Raw genomic sequence first — 18,993 nt, 5'->3', positions numbered from 1 at the left:
AATTATTATAGGGAAGGAGTCTGATTTGCTTATCCCATTCACACATATATTTTACATGCATGCATCGAGGCTTGCGGTGGCAACGATGTTCTTTATTCCTATTTCAAGTTTGCCATTGATTATTATTCCGCCCTTATTCAAGGTTTTAACAACCTTCTTCAGAGCTCTCACTGCATCCCTCCCGGATCGGGCTCCTGTGCAAACCATCTTGCCAGTGCTGAAAATCAGGGTAGTTGTTCTCGGCCTCTTCAGCTTAAAGACCAGCCCGGGAAATCGTTTTGGCTGATAATTAACCACTGGAAAAGCCTTCACCACCGCACTTAAGTCGATCCCATGCTTCAGGGCGGCGCAGGCAACGACGTTCTCGATCTTAACAACAGGCTTAACCAGCGGCATAAAAAAACTCTAGCAAACTAAAGTCATCGTGTTTTAAATATGTTCCACACATGTTCTCAAAATTAAGCGCACGCGAATGTCGAAGACATCCCCGGCGATATAAAAGAAACACTTAGAAGGTTTTTACACATTCATTCCTTACTGTTTGATGGAGAGGCCGCATATATGGTCGGCAGATAAACATAAACGGCTTGAAAAGAGTCAATTTGTTGAAGATCTTGGTGACGTAGGTTATGGAGTTGGATCGGTTTCTGTCTAGAAAGGAGATTTTGATAGATGATGCTGGATGGGGAGACCTTATTTTAGGCGTGGTAATCGGCGCCCTCAAACTTCCAGAACGCAGGTACATGGAACGCAGAATCTCGGTCTCCTGCTTCCAGCCGCCCAACTTCGAAAATAAACAGTACTTGGATGACGCCGTGAAGATTGCCGAGGAGATCGTTGAGGTGATGCAGCCTGACAGGGAAACCCGTTTCAAGGTCTGCTCAGGATATGTTCTCTCCGGCATACGTAGACACCTGCGAGACCGGGGATTCAACGTGGAAGAAGTACAAATCGCTGGCGACCTCCAAGAGTTGGTTGAGAGAAGCTACGTAGAATGGTGCAAAGAAGTGGGAGTGTCAACAGAAAGACTGGGAGACAAGAGACGTTTCTGGACGCTTCTAGAATGGGTTGCGGAAAAACCCAAAATCAGAGAAAAGCTGGTAAAGACGGGATGGAAGAGTTGGGAAGAAAAGTGGCGAGAAAAAGCATTCAAAAAGAGGTTTCAAAAGGAAACCTCGAGATAACAAGACGGATTGTTGAAAGGTTTTCAGTGCGCGCTTTAGGGAAAGGTAGAACCAGTCTACAAATCAGAAGAAAAACTTAAACCCCGATAATTTAAGCCGATTTTTGAATCTTCGACAAATGTTCTCGATTTATTCAGAAATCGGTTTAACTTTGACGGCTCTCGGTCCTCTACCTGTGTCTGTCACTTCGAACTCTACTTTTTCTCCTTCTCTGAGGCTGCTTTTGCCCTGGATATCCGAGTTATGAACAAAGATTTCTTTGCCATCTTCGCATTTAATGAACCCGTAGCCTCTCCCGTCGAGCCATCTCACCACTGTACCCTCTGTCACGTATTTCACCTCTTTTGTTCGTTTTGGCTTTACTTTCTCATTGGGCTATATATAACTTGCATTTGTACGCATTTGTTGATGTCTTTCAAGGAAGAGCATCAAAGAACGTGTTGGCTAAGCATTATACAGGAAAGGGTCTTGAGAGACTAAAGAGGATATATGATATAGTCGGCTTGAAAGTTCTGAGTTAAGAGGCATTTGATGTCTTAAGGATTGTATTCTTCTCCATAACTTCCAGCTATCATAACAATATCGTAAATGTCTATGATTTCATAAGGTTCTGCAATGTCACAGTGTGGGTTCCAGTGTGGGTCTGAAGGAGTAGAAGCATAGGCACTACAAGCCAAAACAACATCATAAATATCTACTTTCAAGTCATGGTTGATATCTGCTGGATTCCAGTAAAGGTTCATCAAAGGATAATTGTCTACTTCTTCCCAAGGAAGATACGTGTCACCTATCCCATCTCCGTCTAAGTCAGTGCCGCTATAGTTGCTCCAGTAGTTGCCTTCATATCCGTTATCCCAATGATTGTCGCCTGTGTCATCGTAACCTTGTTGACCCAAATTGTCAATAATATTATTGTGGTAAATCCAATTTTCATTGCATGACCATAATATAATTCCATCCCAGTTTGAAGAAATGAGGTTTCCTGTGAAGTTGTTGTTAGATGCCTCGATCATAATAATACCTTGTACACGTGAATGTGAAATTACATTGTCTGCAAAAACATTGTTGGATGACAAAAGAACTTCAATACCATGTCCATGGCTGACGCCTTGAATTCCGCTTAGTCGTATGTTATTGTCTATGACGGTGTTGTTGATGCAGTCATACCACAGTAGTATCCCAGAGTGTTCGCTTTCGGATATGCCATTTCCCTCTAGGTTGTTCCTTGAAGAAAACATTAACCTAATGCCATCAAGTACGCTCACTTTCGATATATTGTTATTTACTATGTTATTGTCAGACGAAGAGTGAAGTCCAATACTTGAGCCAACGTGTGAATAGAAATCGTTTTCAATAATGTCAATGTAGGATGAATTCCATAGGCTTATCCCAAACATATTGAAGGACAGTTGGTTGTTAGTCAGATCAATGTTTTTGGAAGCTCTAAGTAAAATTCCAATGCTAAAATCATCGCTAGAATTGTTGTGGTGAATTTTATTAGTATAAAAGATGCTATCCGTCAAATTCCCACCAATGATGCCTCCTACATTTCGAGTCACATCGTTCATACGTATCATCACGCTCGAACAAGATTGGATATACAACCCTGCATAGTTTTCTGTAATCAGGTTCTCTGAGAAAACATTATTGGAAGAATTGTGAACCCCTATTCCATAGCCTTTAAACTTTATTATCTCCCTGTCAAAGTGCCCAGGATCTCCTGTCACATTATTTCCTCGAACTTTGATAATGTACCGACCTTTTGGAGGATCAAAAAGATAGGCCCAGGCTTCATGACCTCGACTTGCAAATCCAGTAAATTCATGGAGCTGTGGGACACCGTCTTCGTTCTCATCGTGGAAGAGTCCAAGTAAAAGCTCCACTACGTCAGAATGGCCAGAGGCTTTCACACCGATGATAGGAGTCTCAGTTGTCAATTCTATGAACTCAGTGTAACTCCCGTTAATTAGGTCGTACAAGAACCTCCAAACAGGAGATGCTGGTGCATCTTGATGAATCTCCAAATCAGTTATTATGTCTGTTTCTTGTAGACCATGAGACCTAAACTTATTGGAGGCTACTGTGTTATTATTGCTGTTCAGGTCCAAACCAACTTCTCCGCTCTGGATTGTAAATCCTTTGATAGTCACATTATCCTCTGTTACTCTAACAACGGTCCCAGTTTGGTCACCATCAATTATTGTGGTGTTTTTGTCTTCCCCAATCAATGAAACGCTCTTGTTCACCACCACATTTTCGTAGTATGTTCCTGAAGAAACATAAATTGTGTCTCCTCCATCTGCACTGTTTATAGCTTCTTGGATGGAAGAGTATTTGACGTATATTGGGTATCCCGCATCTATCCATGCTGTTATTCCTCCTAGCATGTTGAAGACCTGAGAGAAGCCATTTTCCGCAAGAATCTGACTTGCAGTGGCACTTCTTCCTCCAGACCTACAGTAAACCAAAATTTCATCAGCAGTCTCTAACTCGTCTAATCTCCCTTCTAATTCTCCAACTGGGATATGCTTTGCATTTCTGATGTGTCCAGAATCGTACTCACTCTGAGTTCTAACATCTAACACCACTAAAGAAGGATTGGAGTCAATCATGTTTTTTGCTGCTGAAACTGTAACATTAGAGTAACCAGTAATCGACACCGCAACAGGCAAAGATAAGAACAAAATCAGAATCGCAATTAGAGCTACTCTTCTCATTTCTTTCCCCAAATACAATATACCTTGGAAACTATTATCGTTTTTGAAGGACCCTTCTATTAACATTCAAAGCTGAATGCGCGCGCGCATTTCAATTCTCAAAAAAATTTCGCCATATGTAGTTTGGGTTCTAGGAAGTCATGCCTTTGTCGAATTTATGTTATGGTTAAGTTGACTCAGTTAATCAATTGTTTAAATTTTGGAAGCCAAGATTTTCATATGCTCTTCCCCATTCTAGGATTAGTTTACTAGATAGACTAGAGCTCTTCGCTGCGTAATCGATGTGATGGAAAGAAGAGGGAGCATTCTCATCATGGGATGCCCTTAACTTTGCAACCCCTTGATGTGCTCCTCGACTGCGGTGAGTTCCTTCCTTAGCTCTTCTGCGTAGCTCTTCAACTTCTCAGCCTTTTCCGCCTTGGTAAAGAATCGTCTACGATGCCCATGTCCATATCCATGTCCATGCCCTTGCTTCCACTCACGATAAGGTGGACCACAACAACATTCTCTACACATTTTCTTCTTCACCTCCATTTCTTGAACTCAATCTAATTCCTCGCCAAGTCAACTAAACCAGCCAAGATTTAAGCCTTATCGTATCCTTCTAGCGGTTTAATCAGCTGATTAAAATTTCAAGGCTTGGTTTTCCCGAACTTTTCTCGGTTGTTCCAGAGTTTCCATCCCTAATCATTCTGGCACTATTCATGATTGCAACACTACTAGCAGTCATAGTATCCAGAAGAAAGAGCAAAGTTTGAAGGCAATGAAGAGTTGACCAGTTCGAATCAAATTACTTCATGATACGTGTTCCTAAAATCTTAAAAATGGACCGTATGATATAGGAAGCAGAGATGCCTTGAACTTCCAATCTAGAGATTGTTTCTTTATATCATTAGTGTTTTTCGTTTCGTTCTTGGTAATTCTGGCAACAAGTGCGATAGCTTTCTTTATCCACCCCTGGACTAGTAAGAGCATAATTAATGTGTTTGCCTTTCTAAGACAAAACTTTCATGTTTATCCGCTTCTTCCCCTAAGCATAGGTTTTTTCTTGCTTGGAGTTGAACGAAAGGATGAAGAGGATAAAGGGGTGATAGAAAAAGGGAGAAATCTTAGATGGGTTATCGTAATTTCGTTGTTTATGTTTTACTCAAGTTTTCTACTTTTTCCCTATTATTATTATCAAGAGGATGAGTTCAAGAGAATTCTACGTGCTCTCACGATTGTGGCTCTAATGGTTACGATTACTTCTTCTACACTGTTTGCATCGGGGTATGGGAACAAGGAAGTTGTCTACAAAGTCTCAATTTACTCTTTCGTGGCTTCAATGATGATGTTTCTATTATCATACGGAGTGACACAAAGCCTTTGGTAATAGCAGTGGACTCTTACCAAAGGTAGAATCAGCAAAAGGAAAACTAAGAATTAATATCTTTCTAGGAAGTTCACAAAAGAGTTTATTGGAATTAGAAAGGCTAGTTAAAGGTTGTATTCTTCTCCATAGCTCGTGCAGATCATCACTATGTCGTAAATGTCTATGATGCCATATGGTTCAGCTATGTCACAGTGTGGGTTCCAGTGTGGGTCTGAAGGTGTAGAACCATAAGCACCAGCAGCTATTACAATGTCAAAGATGTCAACATCCAAATCGTGATCTATATCTGCTAGATCCCAGTAAGGTTTCATCAAGGGATAGTTGTCTGTGTTGTTCACATCAATAACATATGGTGTGTCTCCTATCCCGTCACCGTCCAAGTCAGTTCCGTTGTAGTCGCTCCAGTAGTTGCCTTCACAGCCGTTGTCCCAAATGTTCGTCAAGTTGTGACTATGAGCTTGATTGCTGTTGTTGAGGAAGTTGTTGTGGTGAATTATGTTATCGGTGCTATAATAGCTCGACCAGAGTCCATAGCTTGGAGCATGCGGTGGACCTGCAGTTGCGTTGAGAATGGTATTGTAGGCGATAAGGTTGCCATGCGACCAACCAAGCCTGATTCCGTATTTGCCCTTAGCGAAGATCATGTTATCCATGATCTTGCTGTTATAAGAGCCTTTTATGGTGATTGCCCAGCCGCCTGAAACATCGTTGCCAGAGATGATGCAGCTGTTTGACCAATGAATGTAAATTCCAAGGTCAGCCCAATTGTGCCCGATTACGATGTTGTCGGTTAAAGTGCTATTATTGGAGTAGTAGACCCTAATTCCATATGAGCTATTATCAATAATGTTATGGCTCAAAGTAGTGCCTGTTGAATTTTGCACGAACACGGCAGAGGGGTACCAATGATATCCAGCATTTCGTATGGTAAATCCAGTCAAACTGACATCGTTAGTTTTTGTTATCTTCACAACGCTTCCACTGTAGTTTCCGTCAATTATTGTGTTTTGTTTGTCCTCTCCAACAAGTGACACAGTCTTGTTTACCAGTGGTCTTTCATAGTAAGTTCCAGCCTTGACAAAGATGGTATCCCCTTCATTTGCATTGTTAATAGCTTCTTGAATTGTTGGATAGTCATCTGGAACAGTAATTGTTTGTTTTTGCGTGACGCCATACTCCTGAAAACTGTGTCTTACAGAACCAGTCATGTTTACCATAGTGGCATTTACTGTTACGTCTGTGACATTTACAACCACATAATGGTATTCACTATATTTCACTGTTCCCAAACCATTTGTTGTCGGATATAAAGGTGCTCCTGCCCCACCTGTAATCACATATGTCATTCCCGATGCAGTAGTGTTATAGCAATAATAGTGGTTGTGTCCAGCAAAAGCGATTGTTACATTGTTGTCGCTGAACATTTGGTCTAACATTGCTGAGTCTGCAGGATAACTACCAGATACAGTTCCCGACCTAGTCGTGCCACATATTGGTCTATGGAAGAAGACAAACTTATGTGTATATCCTCTTTTTCGCAGAGTGTTGTTTAACCAAGTCAACTGATTTGATTGTATCCTTGGTGAAAAGGATGGCTCTTCTGTACTGGTGAAAATGAACAAAGAATTCCCAAACTCTTGCCAGAATGTGACTTCATCATAATATCCGCTTTCTCCGTCACCATTATGTGGGTGCATCCAGATTTCTTGATATCTTAATAAAGCATTAGGTGTTGATGCAGTTACATGTTCATGATTTCCCAGTGCATTGAAGATTGGTATGTGGTCGGAAATGCTTACTACTTGGTCTGTATATGTTTTCCAGGCTTGCTTTATCGTGTTGTAATCGTTACCACTAGTTGTAACTACATCGCCTGTCATAATTATGAATCTTGGATTGTAATTGTTGACAGCGTGATTTATCAGAGTTGGAAACTCGTTAGTGTCCACACCATCACCAGAATCTGCTCTCGAATCTCCTAGAACAGCAAATACGAAATTTGACGCAGAAGTTCCACCATCGACAGCTGTTGTGAAAGTTGAATCATAACTGCTGGTTTGACCATCTGGACTCTTGATAGTTACATTATAATAATACAAAGTGTTTGGCAACAACCCAGTTATGTTTATTTCATGCATGATATCTAGAGTGCCTCTGCTTACAATGTGTCCATATGATGCGGTTGTGCCATAGTCTATGGTGAAGTTTGCGTTCACATTGGTTTCAAATCTTATTGTTTCGGTAGCTGAGTTCGCAAACATTACATAAGGGGTTAAAGAGAACGACAGACTTGGTATCTCTCCGCTTCCAAATGGAAACATACTAATTAGAAGTAAGCTCAGTGTTGGCAGAACTACACTTTTCATACTATCTCCCAAATACAACATGTCTCGGAGACTATTTATCGTTTTTGAAAGAATCTCCTACTCGACGCTACGTCATATGCGTACGCATCTGTAGATATCTTAAGGAAGAGCTCCAAGGAATGTCCTTGCAAAGCATTGTACTGGTAAAGGTCAAGCAACTTGCCAGCAATCTTGATGGCTTTCAAATCGTCAATGGCAAAATCGGTCTCGACCGTCTTCTTCATCTTCATCTTCCCTGTCTAGTTCCTCATCAAACCAGAAAAACCGTTCATCCTCTTCTTCAGACGTTACTATCACCCAAAATAGAAATTGCACAACAGCAACATTTCAATCTTGTCTGAGAATCGAACAAAATCGAAATCTATCCATGAACTCCTTAGAATGTTTGTAGCGAACTCGAACTTGCTAGTAGTTGAAAGTAATCCACGAAACTGAAGGAGAGACATGTACATAAAATCTAATTAACATGTTTGTTATTGGTAGAGAGCCGAGGTAAATGCAAATGGATTTGGATCAAGCTTTAGAGGGTAGAAGAAGTATTCGAAGTTACCTTAGCAAGGGTGTGCCAGGAGAACTGATAAGACAAATCGTCAAAGCTGCAACCTTTGCTCCTTCAGCAAAGAATGGTCAACAATGGCGCTTCACTGTGCTTACTGGTCAGGTAAAGAAGGAGTTAACTGACTTGTTTAAACATGAGCTGGAAATGGAATCTAAGAGAATCGGCGAAAGGAAAATGGGTTCTTCCTTTTCATCTTGTTCCATTATGGAAGAAGCTCCAGTTGTAATTATGGTTTGGAATACGGCTGAAAGAGGTTGGGAGACTGAAAATCATAGTGTGGCAGCTGCAATTCAAAACATGCTTCTCAAAGCTTATTCTTTAGGACTTGGAACTTTATGGATTGGCGACATTTTCTGCACACTAGAAGCTTTGAAGAAATATCTTGGAAAGCCTTGGAAGTTAATGGCTGCTGTCGCACTTGGATGGCCTTCGGAAAACCCAAAGCCAAGACCCAGAAAATCGGTCGATGAAGTCACTGAATTCCTAAACTAATTCATGTGCGCGCCAAGAGTCAATCCACAGAAGCTAACAGAGAGACCAGATGGAGATGCCTCAAGACTCGCAGTTTTATAATTTTCTAAATTTCTAATCATCAAGAAAACCAGAATTTCTAAAAAATTAAACTGGATTAGAAATTATAAATTTGTAAAACTCCTTTGACTTAGTATAGCTTGACAATCTGAGGTTGTGAATATGGTTGTAGAACTGCCGTCAAAGTTTTTGAAATGGAATTTTTTCTCGAGACGTGACTCAATCAAGGCTTTTCTAGAAGGCAAACACGAGAGAGACATGAACCTTTTCTTCCTTGAAAGCACAAGACACAATCCAGCTTTATGTACAGCATTTGCTGAACCAAGTGGAAAAATCCACCTAAATGCAAAGATAGTTGGCATGGGATATGTACTAAAAGAAGAGTTCTTTTCTGAAGCGACAAATGCGTTTAATCGACACGCAGTATCTGCTGATAGGAAGTTTGAGAGAGCTCAAGCCAGCGAAGAAAAAGCCAAGATAATGGAAGACTATCAAAGAGATGGAATGAGGTTGCTTCTGGAGTATCTCTATTTTGAACCTCAAAAGGCTAAGCGCAAGGTTGATTTCACCAAAATGTCCACCATTGAACTAGCAAAAAGCAAGCCACATTCGTCTAAACATACGTGGAAGATAGTTCAGCAAAATAAGACTGCTTGTCTGCTCTTCTATAGACCATCAAATTTAAGCTTCGAGCTTCATGGATGGCTGGACATTCACCAAGAAGGCTTATACTACGAGTTTGTAAACGCTGTTCATGATTCTTTCCATTATATTCCACTTGAGAAACGTCGATTAGATAGACCTGTCTATCTCTTCAATGTGCAAGAGGTGTATAACAACAGTCCTATGCCACAAGGCTTTGGGACAAGAATAGCATGATACCTAATGTCCATTGGTTTTGAAAACTTGCGGCTTCCAGAAACTCGCTGTAATCTAATGTTTCAATGGAAGAGTCTTTTAGGATTTTAGTGTGGTTCAGCTTAGTCCTTTCACATATTTGATTGATGAATATGAAAAAAGAAGATTTAGAAAGAAAGTTGAAGAGAGAAAGAGTTGAAGTTTGTCTAAATTGTGAGAAGTTCTTGAATTGTGAGGATATTGGGAAGTTTGAGGAGTGTGCTGATTTTGTGGAAGTTGAAAACGAAATTTGGGTGATAAAGAGAATTTAATCAGTCTCTACGGTTGCTTTCTGGAATGGCGCATAAAAGCAAATATGTTTTCAACACACTTTTTGCTTTGAGAGATTTTGTGGGAGTCTCGGATATTGAGAGTTTAGGGCCTTATGTTAAGACTCAATGGAGAGAATATGCAGAAAAATTGCTTAAGGAGAACTAATGCGTGTGCGTTATAATCCATAACCCTCTCACACCATAAGTCGAAATAGCAAAACCTACAAACATTATTGATAAGCCTATAATGTCAAAAATTGTAAGTCTAGGTTCATATGGTGAACGAAATCTTACTTTAACAATCTTTTCACTAGAGTTTTCTTGATTCTCAAAATAGAACCTGTATATCCCCGAATTTGCTGCTGTAAAACCAGTATCAACCCGTGTTTTCACAACCCCAGCATCGTATATTACTACTCCATAAGGATCTTTGACGTAGAATTTTATCTCTTCGTTTCCACCGCCGACTGTGATCCTTCCTTCAGTTCTATCATTCGTTTCAAGATACCATGAGAGTTCAAGCGTAGCTCCTCCTGCAATATTATAATCACCTATTCCTCCTTTCATCCAAAAGAAGGTAAGATAAACCCCAGAAACAAAGATAGTTGATCCAGCAAACATTAACAAGCCTAATGCATATTTCTTTTTGAAGAACATCATTTTACATTATTCCACTATTGTAGAATAAGTGTTGCTCGTTTTAAAATCAGTTTGTCGTGTTCCCATTCTTCGCTTATGTTTCTTCTTTACCTCGTTGTACATAACCTCCAAGACTGTTCAAAACGCATATTTACAAATTTTGATTTTCTAATTTCTATTTTCTAAATGAATAAAATAATTAGAAATTCTAAATAATATACGAGTTAGAATTTAGAAATTAGAAAAACTCAGAAACGTTACCTAAGAAAACACCTGCAAACACGTAACAACATACATGCATGTACCCCGCCCACCCCACCCCCACCACCACCTAAGATTGAATATGCATGCATGAATAGTGATAGCAGTTGAGAAGTCAACCTGCATAAAGTAGGGAGGCTGAAGAGAACTAAGAGGCTTGAGAGAGGTAGACTAGAGCGCGAAGCGCTCGCATTAATATTTAAAGTAGAAACCGAGAAACTTACATGCGTGCATTTGTGCACATGATGAAGTATTCAATGCGGTGTTGAATGGGGATGCAAACAGAAGAGGCATTAAGAAATCTTCGAGCAAACAATTTCGATGCGCATTTTGTAAAGAGCAGCGGAGTTGCAAAGGAAACGATTCTTGGCATGATTTCAAAGGATGCTGTAGTTGGTGTTGGAGATTCTGCAACCGTTCGGCAGATTGGAATCTTCAAAGAGTTAGAAAAGAGAGGAACAAGGATTCTGAACCCTTTCTCTAGGAAGTTGACAACTGACCCAAGCAAACGTGAAGTGCGTCATGAAATGTCAAAAAGAATTTTCAGATGCGACGTACTTATTACTGGAACTAATGCCATTACTGCAGATGGGAAACTTGTCAACATAGACGCTGTTGGAAATCGTGTTGCTGCAATGATTTTTGGGCCAAAGAAAGTTATTATCGTTGTAGGTAGAAACAAAATAGTAAAGGATGTTAAGGAAGCTCTTCACCGTATAAAGAATGTTATAGCACCCTATCATGCAAAAGCCAAAGATTTCGCAACACCTTGTGTTCAGACTGGGAAGTGTAGCGATTGCAGTTCAAATCATAGAATCTGCAATGTTACTACTGTTATCGAGAAAAAACCTTGGCGAACTGACATAACAATTATGCTTATTGACAAAGATTTAGGATTGAGTTGGGATGAAAAATGGGCCGCTGAACGCATCAGCCAGATAAAATCAAACTATGAAAAGGCCACATGGATTTTTGCCAGTTCGCAGACACCTGATTAAAGGTTGATTAAATGTGGGAAATGGAATTGAAAGACAAGAGGGAAGTAACCCTCAGATTCCTTAAGGTAGATGATAAGAATGGACTCTACCATTTGTTCTCTTCTATGTCTGATGAGGCTCTTGAGTGGAGTATGGCTCCTTACACAATCGAATGTATTCAAAGATGGATTAACAACATACAAAATCTGATCCCTCTTGTAGCTGAATACAAAAACAAAATTGTTGGCTATGCATCCATCTACAAGTTTCCACATCCGAGGAGGAAAGGAGTTGGCGACTTAGCAATTTATTTGCATCAAGATTTCCAGAATGTTGGATTGGGAACAGCTATGACCAAAAAACTCCTTCAGCTTGCAAAAAGAGAGAAAATGCATAAAATAGAACTACAAGCGGTAGCAGATAACAAGATTGCAATACATCTCTACGAAAAATTTGATTTCAAAACTGAAGGAATAAGTGAAGACTCGTTCTTAGGTCACGACAGAAAATACCATGACATGATCCACTTGGGCTTGATACTGGAATAATTTGCCGGTGCAAGGAAATGTGAAAAGGAATGTGTTCTACATAATTTTCTAATTTATAATTTCTAACTAAGGAAAAATCTTAGAATCTTATATTTCCTAGACTAGGCTAGAAAGTAGAAAAGAGTGAGAATCTTATTATGACTATGTCTGATGAAATTCGGAAATGTACTAGATGCATAGATCTGAAATTAGTTAGTTATGATAAACTCAATGCTGATCAGAAGCCCTACGTTCAATTTGATGTGGAGAGAAGTTGGAAACCTGGAAAAGTGGATGTTCTCTTCGTCGCTGAATCTCCGCCATGGAATGGCAAACAACGCTATTTCTATACTCCAGTTGCTGAGAAGCGGATTAATCTAAGAACAGAAGTTCTGTCAAGGCTGAACTTGAACAAGCTGGAGGTCTTCAACTAGAGAGGCTATTTTCTTATTGACACAATCAAATGTAGGTTAAATAAATCAATAAAAAAGAAGGTACTGTATAGGATTGCCAAAACCTGTTCAAAAAGATTCTTGTTGAAAGAAATCAAGCAGCTGAAACCTAACACTGTTTTCATACTTGGAAATACAGCCAAATATGCGCTTGAGCAAACTGCTGATTTCGAAGAATTGGTCCAACACAGAATAACACAAAACTATGACACAAGCTTATCAGGCTATCGTGTAATAGTATGTCCCTTTCCTGGAGGACTAACCAGAAAGTGGACCAATGAGATAGATAGCGCTTTCATGAAAATTCGATGAATCTCTTCTGTCTCCTCTGTGCCTCTCCTCAGCCTCTCAGTTCCCTCTAGTCTTTCTATAGTGATTGGTTGAACACACCTGAATGCTGTATGATGGAACCTTTATCCACAAATGTTATTTTTGAAAAATAGTGCGCGCGTTAACCAATTGAAATGATGTTAGAAGTTTTTTCCATAAGGACTAAAAGTGAGAAACTGCAATTATTCTGCTAGTTCATCAGGGTCTTACGTGGGTATGGGAATGGGGGAAATGGACAAAAAAGCTGTTTCTGGAATTGTGTTGACGTTCCTGTTGATAGGTGTGTTAACGTCGGCATTTAACATTCAACCAGTTAAATCGAAGTCTAGAGCTTGGACTATTGATGGCTGGGCTGTCCTGTTGGAGATGAACGAGTTTCCTGAAGGCTATACCGACATGCCGGTTGGCTTTATCAATTCTGAAAGAATGCAAACGGCTTTGTTCAGCTTAGGCTGGCAAAGTGATCATGTGCATGTTATACACGATAATCTTACCATCTCGGTTGTACAGGAAGCAGTTGGATGGTTAGTTAATAACACAGGCTATGGTGAAATCGCTTTGTTATACATATTTACACATGGAACGTGGATGCGTAACGTTCTTCTGTGGAATGATTGGTTTCCTGTTGAATGGGAAAAACTGAATACGTCAAAAAAGGTTCTTATGGTTGATACTTGTACAGCAGAAGCATTTATTGAGCCCATTAGAAATGATTCATCCCCCCACATCTCCTTAGCCCATTGTTCTGCACATGAGGTTGGTTGGGCTGGTGTTGAAGAAGAAGGGCTTCCAATAATAGGAAGTGTTTGGAACTACTATTTCTGTAATGCATTGTTGAATTCATCTGCAAATTTAAATGATGATGGATACGTCTCAATTGAGGAAGCCTTCAACTTTTCAACACCATTACAACAACGATACATGAATGAAACCGTTTTTGCAGTACCAGAGTTCTTGGAGATGTTCCATGACATTGGCATTTACCCAGAAAACTATGACGCTTATCCTCATCCTGTAATGGATGACCAATATCCTGAACAACTCAACTTGGACTTGCGCCCACACTGGACAACAAGCTTCATAGAATCAGGTGGATATCCAGTTGTGGATTTCACTGTATACAACGAAACCTTGTATGTAACTTCTGACAATAAGCTGTACATGTATGACGGTGGCAGTTGGAACATGATTGATGCACCGACCTATATCCTTTCACTGGAACCTTACCAAGATAAACTCGTTATCGGAGGAAAAGGCGGATTATACTATTACGACGGCGCAAACTTCACGTTGGTTTTCACAGTTTCCAATTATATCAAACCGTTAGGAGTTTACAATAATACCTTGTATGCGGGAACAGTGTTGGATAAATCTCCAACTTTGTACTATTGCAATGGTTCAGTTGTGAATCCTGCTAACTGGCACGTAGACACAGATTATGCAACTATTCTGAATTTCCCTGGTCCTTTCGGCAGTATTGACTCTTTCGCAGCGTACAATGATAACCTGTATGTAGCCTCTGGAGACACCGTGTATTCTTACGATGGAGCTGATTGGACCATTGCAAAGACATTCGATGATGTCAACGCTTTTCTTGATATGGAGGTTTACAACAACAGGCTTTACTTGGCTACGAGAGATCAAGGCTGGAGGAAACCGATCTATCAAGGATACTCAGGCTTCAGTGGAAGAGCAATTGAGTTTGATGGAAATAATTGGACCACTGTGTTTGATCATGACTATTGGATTTACTCGCTAGAAACCTATGACAATAAGCTATATGTTGGAACTGCTAATAAAATCTACATTTTTGATGGCACAGACTGGGAAATTTCTTTCAACGCTACTGAGGATGCATTCTACGCTATCTCCATGGTTACTTTTAACAACTCGATTTATGTCGGTATGGGCAATGGATACATCTTCGCTGATCCTTCTACAGACGTACTAAATGAGACTATAGTTATTCCAGAGTTTCCATCACTAATCGTCCTGCCACTATTCATGACCATAACACTACTGACAGCAATAATCTATAGTAAACACAGAAGAAAAAAAGATTATCGCAATTAATTTGATAAAGGACATTCAGTGTACAAATCCCCGCCCACCCCGCCCCCACCATTATCTTTCGTCTTTATTCACTGCCTGTAATTCCTTTTTCCTTTAACTCGGCCACAAAACTCGCAAACTGAGACTGCTTGGCGCGCGTGTGTGTAATTCTCTCTCTCAAGCTTCAGCTCTACGCGGCTCATTCGAATAATATTTGGTGATGCTAAGTAGACAGCGACCTGAGCTTTTTGGCATATGTGCTCTTGATGTTTGTAATCTCTTTAATTCGGGGTTGTATAATTCTTTCCACCAAAAAGGCAAAGGAGCGTGGCAATACCTTAGAATATAAAAATGGCATAGCACCAGATTCGTATATAGCCAACATGGTGAATGGGTTGTGTTCTTTCAAGTTGAATCTAGACTTGAAATAGCTTCGAAGTAGGTTAGTCTTTATTTCTGGAATTCCCTGTAACATGCATTCCCAGAATCGTCTAAGGTCACTTTGTGGCATCTTTTCCACATAGTCACCAATCAGGTCAGAAAGCCACTGCAAGCCATCTTTCATACAGGTCGTCTTTCCTTTACAATCGCCACACATCACTATACCTTCTTCAGAATCTACTGGTCCATTAGAAAAAGTCCAGTCAACCAAGGTAATTGTTAGATCTTCTAGCAAAAGAGGCGTATTGAGAATTTGCTTTTGTTTCCATGCATCGGCCTTTCTCTTGAAAATCTTCATTTCCTTCTCCGACGTGTCTATAACAGGCTTATTGGTTACCCAGCCGCAATATAGCATCAAGAAATCGTAGCAGCCAAAATCCCCACCCTCAAGGTTCTTGACTGTAGCCTTACAAAAGGCTTCACACAAATCACAATATTTCCTAGCTACGGGTATATAGACCGGTTCAAATATCGAGTAGAATTCAACTGCCAACTGCTTATATAAACAGGTGCTTTTAGATATGAATTCAGGTAGTCCAACATCTCCTGGAGGACAAGTGGCTTTCAAGGTGTAGTATTTGTATTGAACATTTCTAATTGGATCTCTTACAATATTTGAGTATATTATCCCTCTTTCTTCCAAAGATTTGAGATGCTTCTTTAGCCAGGCTCTGGAAACACCCCCCTTCCTTAGGCCTCCCTCTTTTGCCATCTGGGTCAAAGTGCATTTCACTTGAGGTTGTTCCTTTATATAGTCCTTAATCTGATCATCTATTCCCTTATGAACAGCCTTCGTTTTAACCAAATGAATTACCCCCTTGATTATTCTTGGTAACTACATATAACCATTGCCGATGCTTATCCCTAAGAGGACATTGTTCGGGATAAATTTATACTCCGGAGGACAACTGTACACGGAAATATTAGAGACTTTCCCTTTCTCTTTTTTGCCGCTTTCGGTGTGTTCGGGCCTACTGGGGGCGGACAAACTCTCGGAGGTGGTATGTGTGGCCCATAGAAGAGAACGTGAGTATCCGGGAGGAGTTTTCGTCCTTCCAGAGAGAAGTAAAGAAGAAAAATCAAGAGTAAAGGAGGCAAAAAGAGGAGGGTTGCTAGGTGCTGACAGAGCAGGAACATACTAGAAAACTACTGGAACTTAACCGAAAAATTCGATTAGCTGAACACGGAATGCTGAGGATCGTTGTTGTGGGGCTTTCTATGCAGCAACGAAAAGATGTATTGGATGAGTGGTTTAGATATCATCTCTGTTGCGTTGATGGAAAAGGACACAGATGGGGAATCCAACGTTGGCTGCCTGAGCCTAAAGCTTGGCTTGGGGGACCTTGCGAGAAATGTGGTCTCTTTCGATTAACCCAGACTACTGGAAACACAATAGCGTGGTATCTTGGTGAACATAGCGCAGAGGCTCTGGTTATGAATGAAGACTTTGGAAAGCTTGAACATGGTCTAACTGAGCTTTGGAGGTTTCAATATTGACTCGAAGGAAACCAAAATGGAAAAGATTCGAAGAATACGTCGAGAAGAGATTGAAAATACTACATCCTAACGAGCGATGCATTCCTCAAAAACGTTCAACAACTACAGGGTACGTAGTAGACAATTACTGTATTTGTACAAAGAAGGTGGAATAATGACCAGAAAATGTAGAGTTGTAAGAGAGACAAAATGCGTCAAGGTCTTGACTACTAGGCACATCAAGGAGACTGTGAGCAAATATTGCTACCCCTTCTACCCAAACAGCTATGAAATCATCATTCCAGGACGCCGATATACAAAGGTTCCAACAAAAACACGTGAATGCGCAAAAAAGAAGAAAGTAAAGATTCGCAGGTTTTGGGGGTTCAAATGACCACTCGAAAACAGAAACCGAGGCAAACGCGGAATGCGGAAGAGAAACTGGAATCCTACGAATTGCTTCTCTATGAAGAAGCTCTCAAACTCGACAAAAAGCGGAAGACTCTGTATATCCAGTGATGAAATTCGAATTCCGCTGTCGTCTGTGCCCGCATTTGGGTTTGGGGGTTCAAATCCCACCCCGCCCTCCCCCACCACCCCCTGAGATTGAATTACATGCATAAACAGTTGGAGGCAGCTGAAAAAGACAACAATAAAGTCTTCCTTCTGTCTCCTCTGTGCCTCTCCTCAGCCTCTCAGTTCTCTCTAGTCTCTTTATGGTGATGGTTTGAACATATCTTTTTATGCACTGTTTTTTTGAAATAAACAGATTTACAAGGTTTCTTCATACGCCTTTCTGATTATTTCTAAAGCATGCATGCACTTAATCTGAGAAGCTTTCAAGAGTATGTGCAATACAAAATAAAAAAGGGGAGTAATGTGTCTGAGTTTTAGGGTGTTGTTGTCGAATTCGTTGGAATCAACACGGGTATTCCATCTGCACCTACTATTAGTATTTCCACGTCTGGTGCAATTCTCTGTAAAGCTTGGACCCAGAGATAGAGCTCTGCAATTCTTGTCTGATTTCCACTTTGACCAACCGACGCCAAAACCAGTTCAATGGCTACTTTTGTTGCGTTAGCTTCTATGACTTTGGCTTCAGCTTCACCTGTTGCCGTGATGATGATTTCTTGAGCTGTTGCGTTAGCCAGTATTAATATTTTTTCTCTCTCAAATTCTGCCTGAATCTTCTGCTGTTGTGCCACGAGTTTATCTTCTATGGCCGAAGTGTATTTTTCCGGATAGCCAATGTTCTTCAGGTCTAGTTCAAAACGCATCAAGGCACCTGCTAGTGATGGTTCTGTGTTCAACTCTTGAATAACAGTTGCTTCCACTTGATCTCTTACAACATCTCTGAACTCTATAGTTTCCAAAGCAGTGTAGTTTTTGGTTATTAGCCGTATGGTTTCTTCCATGATTGACTCGATGGCCTTTTCTTTGTAGTTCAGATTTGGATAATTGTTGTAGAGATCCCTAATTTTCTCAGGGTCAAGTGACCATCTCACTAGAACTTCAATTTCCATCTCAAGTTGATCCGAAGAGAAACTAGGAATTGTGTCTTCAAATGTGTCTGTAGCATAGTAAATGTCAACAGCAGTAACCCAAGGCGCTTTAATTGTGTACGTTGGACCTAGTATTGGATCACTAGTTGATCTTGCAATAGGGTCTACAAGTATTACAGCATGTCCCACGCCAACTTGAACTACCATAACCAATCCGAAGCCTATCATGAATATGAAAAAGAATGCTAGCACTGAAATCAACGCTATTACCTTAAGAGAGACACCTGTTTGGGTTCTTTCATCTTCTCCCAATACGTTCACCATGTTTTGTCAATTTTTTATTTGCCAATTGTTCAGTAGACAGCCACTACATAAATATTGCGTGTTTGCGCGCGCTCTAGAATTTTCCTAATTTTGTTTAGATCCTGTTCTTTGATG

At 40.3% G+C, this 18,993-nt stretch carries 24 protein-coding genes; 15 read left to right on the top strand and 9 right to left on the bottom strand.

The window, feature by feature from the left end:
• Positions 1–51 precede the first annotated feature (51 nt).
• Positions 52–396: a hypothetical protein gene (locus NWE91_00645; protein ID MCW3984914.1), complete on the bottom strand. Its 345-nt coding sequence runs from the start codon at positions 394–396 to the stop codon at positions 52–54.
• A 233-nt stretch (positions 397–629) separates the two neighbouring features.
• Here NWE91_00645 and NWE91_00640 point away from each other — a divergent pair, with 233 nt between their 5' ends.
• Entirely contained in the window at positions 630–1,184 is a 555-nt protein-coding gene (locus NWE91_00640; protein MCW3984913.1) for a hypothetical protein, read from the top strand.
• A 129-nt stretch (positions 1,185–1,313) separates the two neighbouring features.
• Here the strand turns inward: NWE91_00640 and NWE91_00635 are convergent, their stop codons facing one another.
• The 3 genes from NWE91_00635 to NWE91_00625 all read right to left on the bottom strand — a co-directional run bounded on the left by NWE91_00635 (position 1,314) and on the right by NWE91_00625 (position 4,417).
• A complete protein-coding gene (locus NWE91_00635) occupies positions 1,314–1,514 on the bottom strand; it encodes a cold shock domain-containing protein (protein MCW3984912.1) in 201 nt (66 codons plus the stop codon).
• Between the two features lie 206 nt (positions 1,515–1,720).
• Entirely contained in the window at positions 1,721–3,901 is a 2,181-nt protein-coding gene (locus tag NWE91_00630; GenBank protein ID MCW3984911.1) for a right-handed parallel beta-helix repeat-containing protein, read from the bottom strand.
• Positions 3,902–4,225: 324 nt separating this feature from the next.
• The gene (locus NWE91_00625; GenBank protein ID MCW3984910.1) at positions 4,226–4,417 is read right to left on the bottom strand and encodes a hypothetical protein; all 192 of its coding nucleotides are present in this window, start codon (positions 4,415–4,417) and stop codon (positions 4,226–4,228) included.
• A gap of 532 nt (positions 4,418–4,949) precedes the next feature.
• Here NWE91_00625 and NWE91_00620 point away from each other — a divergent pair.
• On the top strand, positions 4,950–5,273 hold the full coding sequence (locus NWE91_00620) for a hypothetical protein (GenBank protein MCW3984909.1): 324 nt from the start codon (positions 4,950–4,952) through the stop codon (positions 5,271–5,273).
• Positions 5,274–5,377: 104 nt separating this feature from the next.
• Here NWE91_00620 and NWE91_00615 read toward each other — a convergent pair whose 3' ends face one another.
• Both NWE91_00615 and NWE91_00610 read right to left on the bottom strand, forming a co-directional pair.
• The gene (locus tag NWE91_00615) at positions 5,378–7,639 is read right to left on the bottom strand and encodes a right-handed parallel beta-helix repeat-containing protein (GenBank protein MCW3984908.1); all 2,262 of its coding nucleotides are present in this window, start codon (positions 7,637–7,639) and stop codon (positions 5,378–5,380) included.
• A 35-nt stretch (positions 7,640–7,674) separates the two neighbouring features.
• Entirely contained in the window at positions 7,675–7,863 is a 189-nt protein-coding gene (locus tag NWE91_00610) for a hypothetical protein (GenBank protein ID MCW3984907.1), read from the bottom strand.
• Positions 7,864–8,135: 272 nt separating this feature from the next.
• On the opposite strand from NWE91_00610, the gene NWE91_00605 reads away from it, so the two are divergent.
• The 3 genes from NWE91_00605 (at position 8,136) to NWE91_00595 (ending at position 9,898) form a co-directional block, all read left to right on the top strand.
• Positions 8,136–8,690: a nitroreductase family protein gene (locus NWE91_00605; GenBank protein ID MCW3984906.1), complete on the top strand. Its 555-nt coding sequence runs from the start codon at positions 8,136–8,138 to the stop codon at positions 8,688–8,690.
• A gap of 201 nt (positions 8,691–8,891) precedes the next feature.
• Positions 8,892–9,608: a hypothetical protein gene (locus NWE91_00600; protein ID MCW3984905.1), complete on the top strand. Its 717-nt coding sequence runs from the start codon at positions 8,892–8,894 to the stop codon at positions 9,606–9,608.
• 131 nt (positions 9,609–9,739) lie between these two features.
• Complete coding sequence (locus NWE91_00595; GenBank protein MCW3984904.1) at positions 9,740–9,898, top strand: hypothetical protein; 159 nt, start codon at positions 9,740–9,742, stop codon at positions 9,896–9,898.
• Between the two features lie 162 nt (positions 9,899–10,060).
• Here the strand turns inward: NWE91_00595 and NWE91_00590 are convergent, their stop codons facing one another.
• Positions 10,061–10,558, bottom strand: coding sequence for an emp24/gp25L/p24 family protein (locus tag NWE91_00590; GenBank protein ID MCW3984903.1), 498 nt, complete (start codon positions 10,556–10,558; stop codon positions 10,061–10,063).
• A gap of 515 nt (positions 10,559–11,073) precedes the next feature.
• Here NWE91_00590 and NWE91_00585 point away from each other — a divergent pair.
• The 5 genes from NWE91_00585 (at position 11,074) to NWE91_00565 (ending at position 15,157) form a co-directional block, all read left to right on the top strand.
• Positions 11,074–11,796, top strand: a complete 723-nt coding sequence (locus NWE91_00585; GenBank protein MCW3984902.1) for a lactate utilization protein — start codon at positions 11,074–11,076, stop codon at positions 11,794–11,796.
• Positions 11,797–11,807: 11 nt separating this feature from the next.
• Positions 11,808–12,323, top strand: a complete 516-nt coding sequence (locus NWE91_00580) for a GNAT family N-acetyltransferase (GenBank protein ID MCW3984901.1) — start codon at positions 11,808–11,810, stop codon at positions 12,321–12,323.
• A gap of 137 nt (positions 12,324–12,460) precedes the next feature.
• On the top strand, positions 12,461–12,736 hold the full coding sequence (locus NWE91_00575; GenBank protein MCW3984900.1) for a hypothetical protein: 276 nt from the start codon (positions 12,461–12,463) through the stop codon (positions 12,734–12,736).
• Between the two features lie 15 nt (positions 12,737–12,751).
• A complete protein-coding gene (locus NWE91_00570; protein MCW3984899.1) occupies positions 12,752–13,066 on the top strand; it encodes a uracil-DNA glycosylase family protein in 315 nt (104 codons plus the stop codon).
• Positions 13,067–13,306: 240 nt separating this feature from the next.
• Positions 13,307–15,157: a hypothetical protein gene (locus NWE91_00565; protein MCW3984898.1), complete on the top strand. Its 1,851-nt coding sequence runs from the start codon at positions 13,307–13,309 to the stop codon at positions 15,155–15,157.
• 202 nt (positions 15,158–15,359) lie between these two features.
• Here the strand turns inward: NWE91_00565 and NWE91_00560 are convergent, their stop codons facing one another.
• Positions 15,360–16,382 (bottom strand): hypothetical protein, encoded by a 1,023-nt coding sequence (locus NWE91_00560; protein ID MCW3984897.1) that lies wholly within the window; start codon positions 16,380–16,382, stop codon positions 15,360–15,362.
• A gap of 202 nt (positions 16,383–16,584) precedes the next feature.
• On the opposite strand from NWE91_00560, the gene NWE91_00555 reads away from it, so the two are divergent.
• The 5 genes from NWE91_00555 to NWE91_00535 are packed head-to-tail and all read left to right on the top strand — an operon-like array spanning position 16,585 to position 17,572.
• Complete coding sequence (locus NWE91_00555; protein MCW3984896.1) at positions 16,585–16,719, top strand: hypothetical protein; 135 nt, start codon at positions 16,585–16,587, stop codon at positions 16,717–16,719.
• Positions 16,694–17,074 carry a hypothetical protein gene (locus NWE91_00550; protein ID MCW3984895.1) on the top strand — a complete coding sequence of 127 codons (381 nt, stop codon included), beginning with the start codon at positions 16,694–16,696 and terminating at the stop codon, positions 17,072–17,074. The genes NWE91_00555 and NWE91_00550 overlap by 26 nt, the downstream gene beginning before the upstream one ends.
• Complete coding sequence (locus NWE91_00545; GenBank protein MCW3984894.1) at positions 17,071–17,229, top strand: hypothetical protein; 159 nt, start codon at positions 17,071–17,073, stop codon at positions 17,227–17,229. Before NWE91_00550 ends, NWE91_00545 begins: the two co-directional genes overlap by 4 nt.
• Complete coding sequence (locus NWE91_00540) at positions 17,229–17,447, top strand: hypothetical protein (protein MCW3984893.1); 219 nt, start codon at positions 17,229–17,231, stop codon at positions 17,445–17,447. The genes NWE91_00545 and NWE91_00540 overlap by 1 nt, the downstream gene beginning before the upstream one ends.
• Entirely contained in the window at positions 17,444–17,572 is a 129-nt protein-coding gene (locus NWE91_00535; GenBank protein MCW3984892.1) for a hypothetical protein, read from the top strand. The genes NWE91_00540 and NWE91_00535 overlap by 4 nt, the downstream gene beginning before the upstream one ends.
• 371 nt (positions 17,573–17,943) lie before the next feature.
• Here NWE91_00535 and NWE91_00530 read toward each other — a convergent pair whose 3' ends face one another.
• Positions 17,944–18,867 (bottom strand): SPFH domain-containing protein, encoded by a 924-nt coding sequence (locus NWE91_00530; protein MCW3984891.1) that lies wholly within the window; start codon positions 18,865–18,867, stop codon positions 17,944–17,946.
• Between the last annotated feature and the right edge of the window lie 126 nt (positions 18,868–18,993).

Source organism: Candidatus Bathyarchaeota archaeon, from assembly GCA_026014805.1.
In the GTDB taxonomy this organism is placed as follows: domain Archaea; phylum Thermoproteota; class Bathyarchaeia; order Bathyarchaeales; family SOJC01; genus JAGLZW01.
This window is presented reverse-complemented; position numbering and strand designations above follow the sequence as displayed.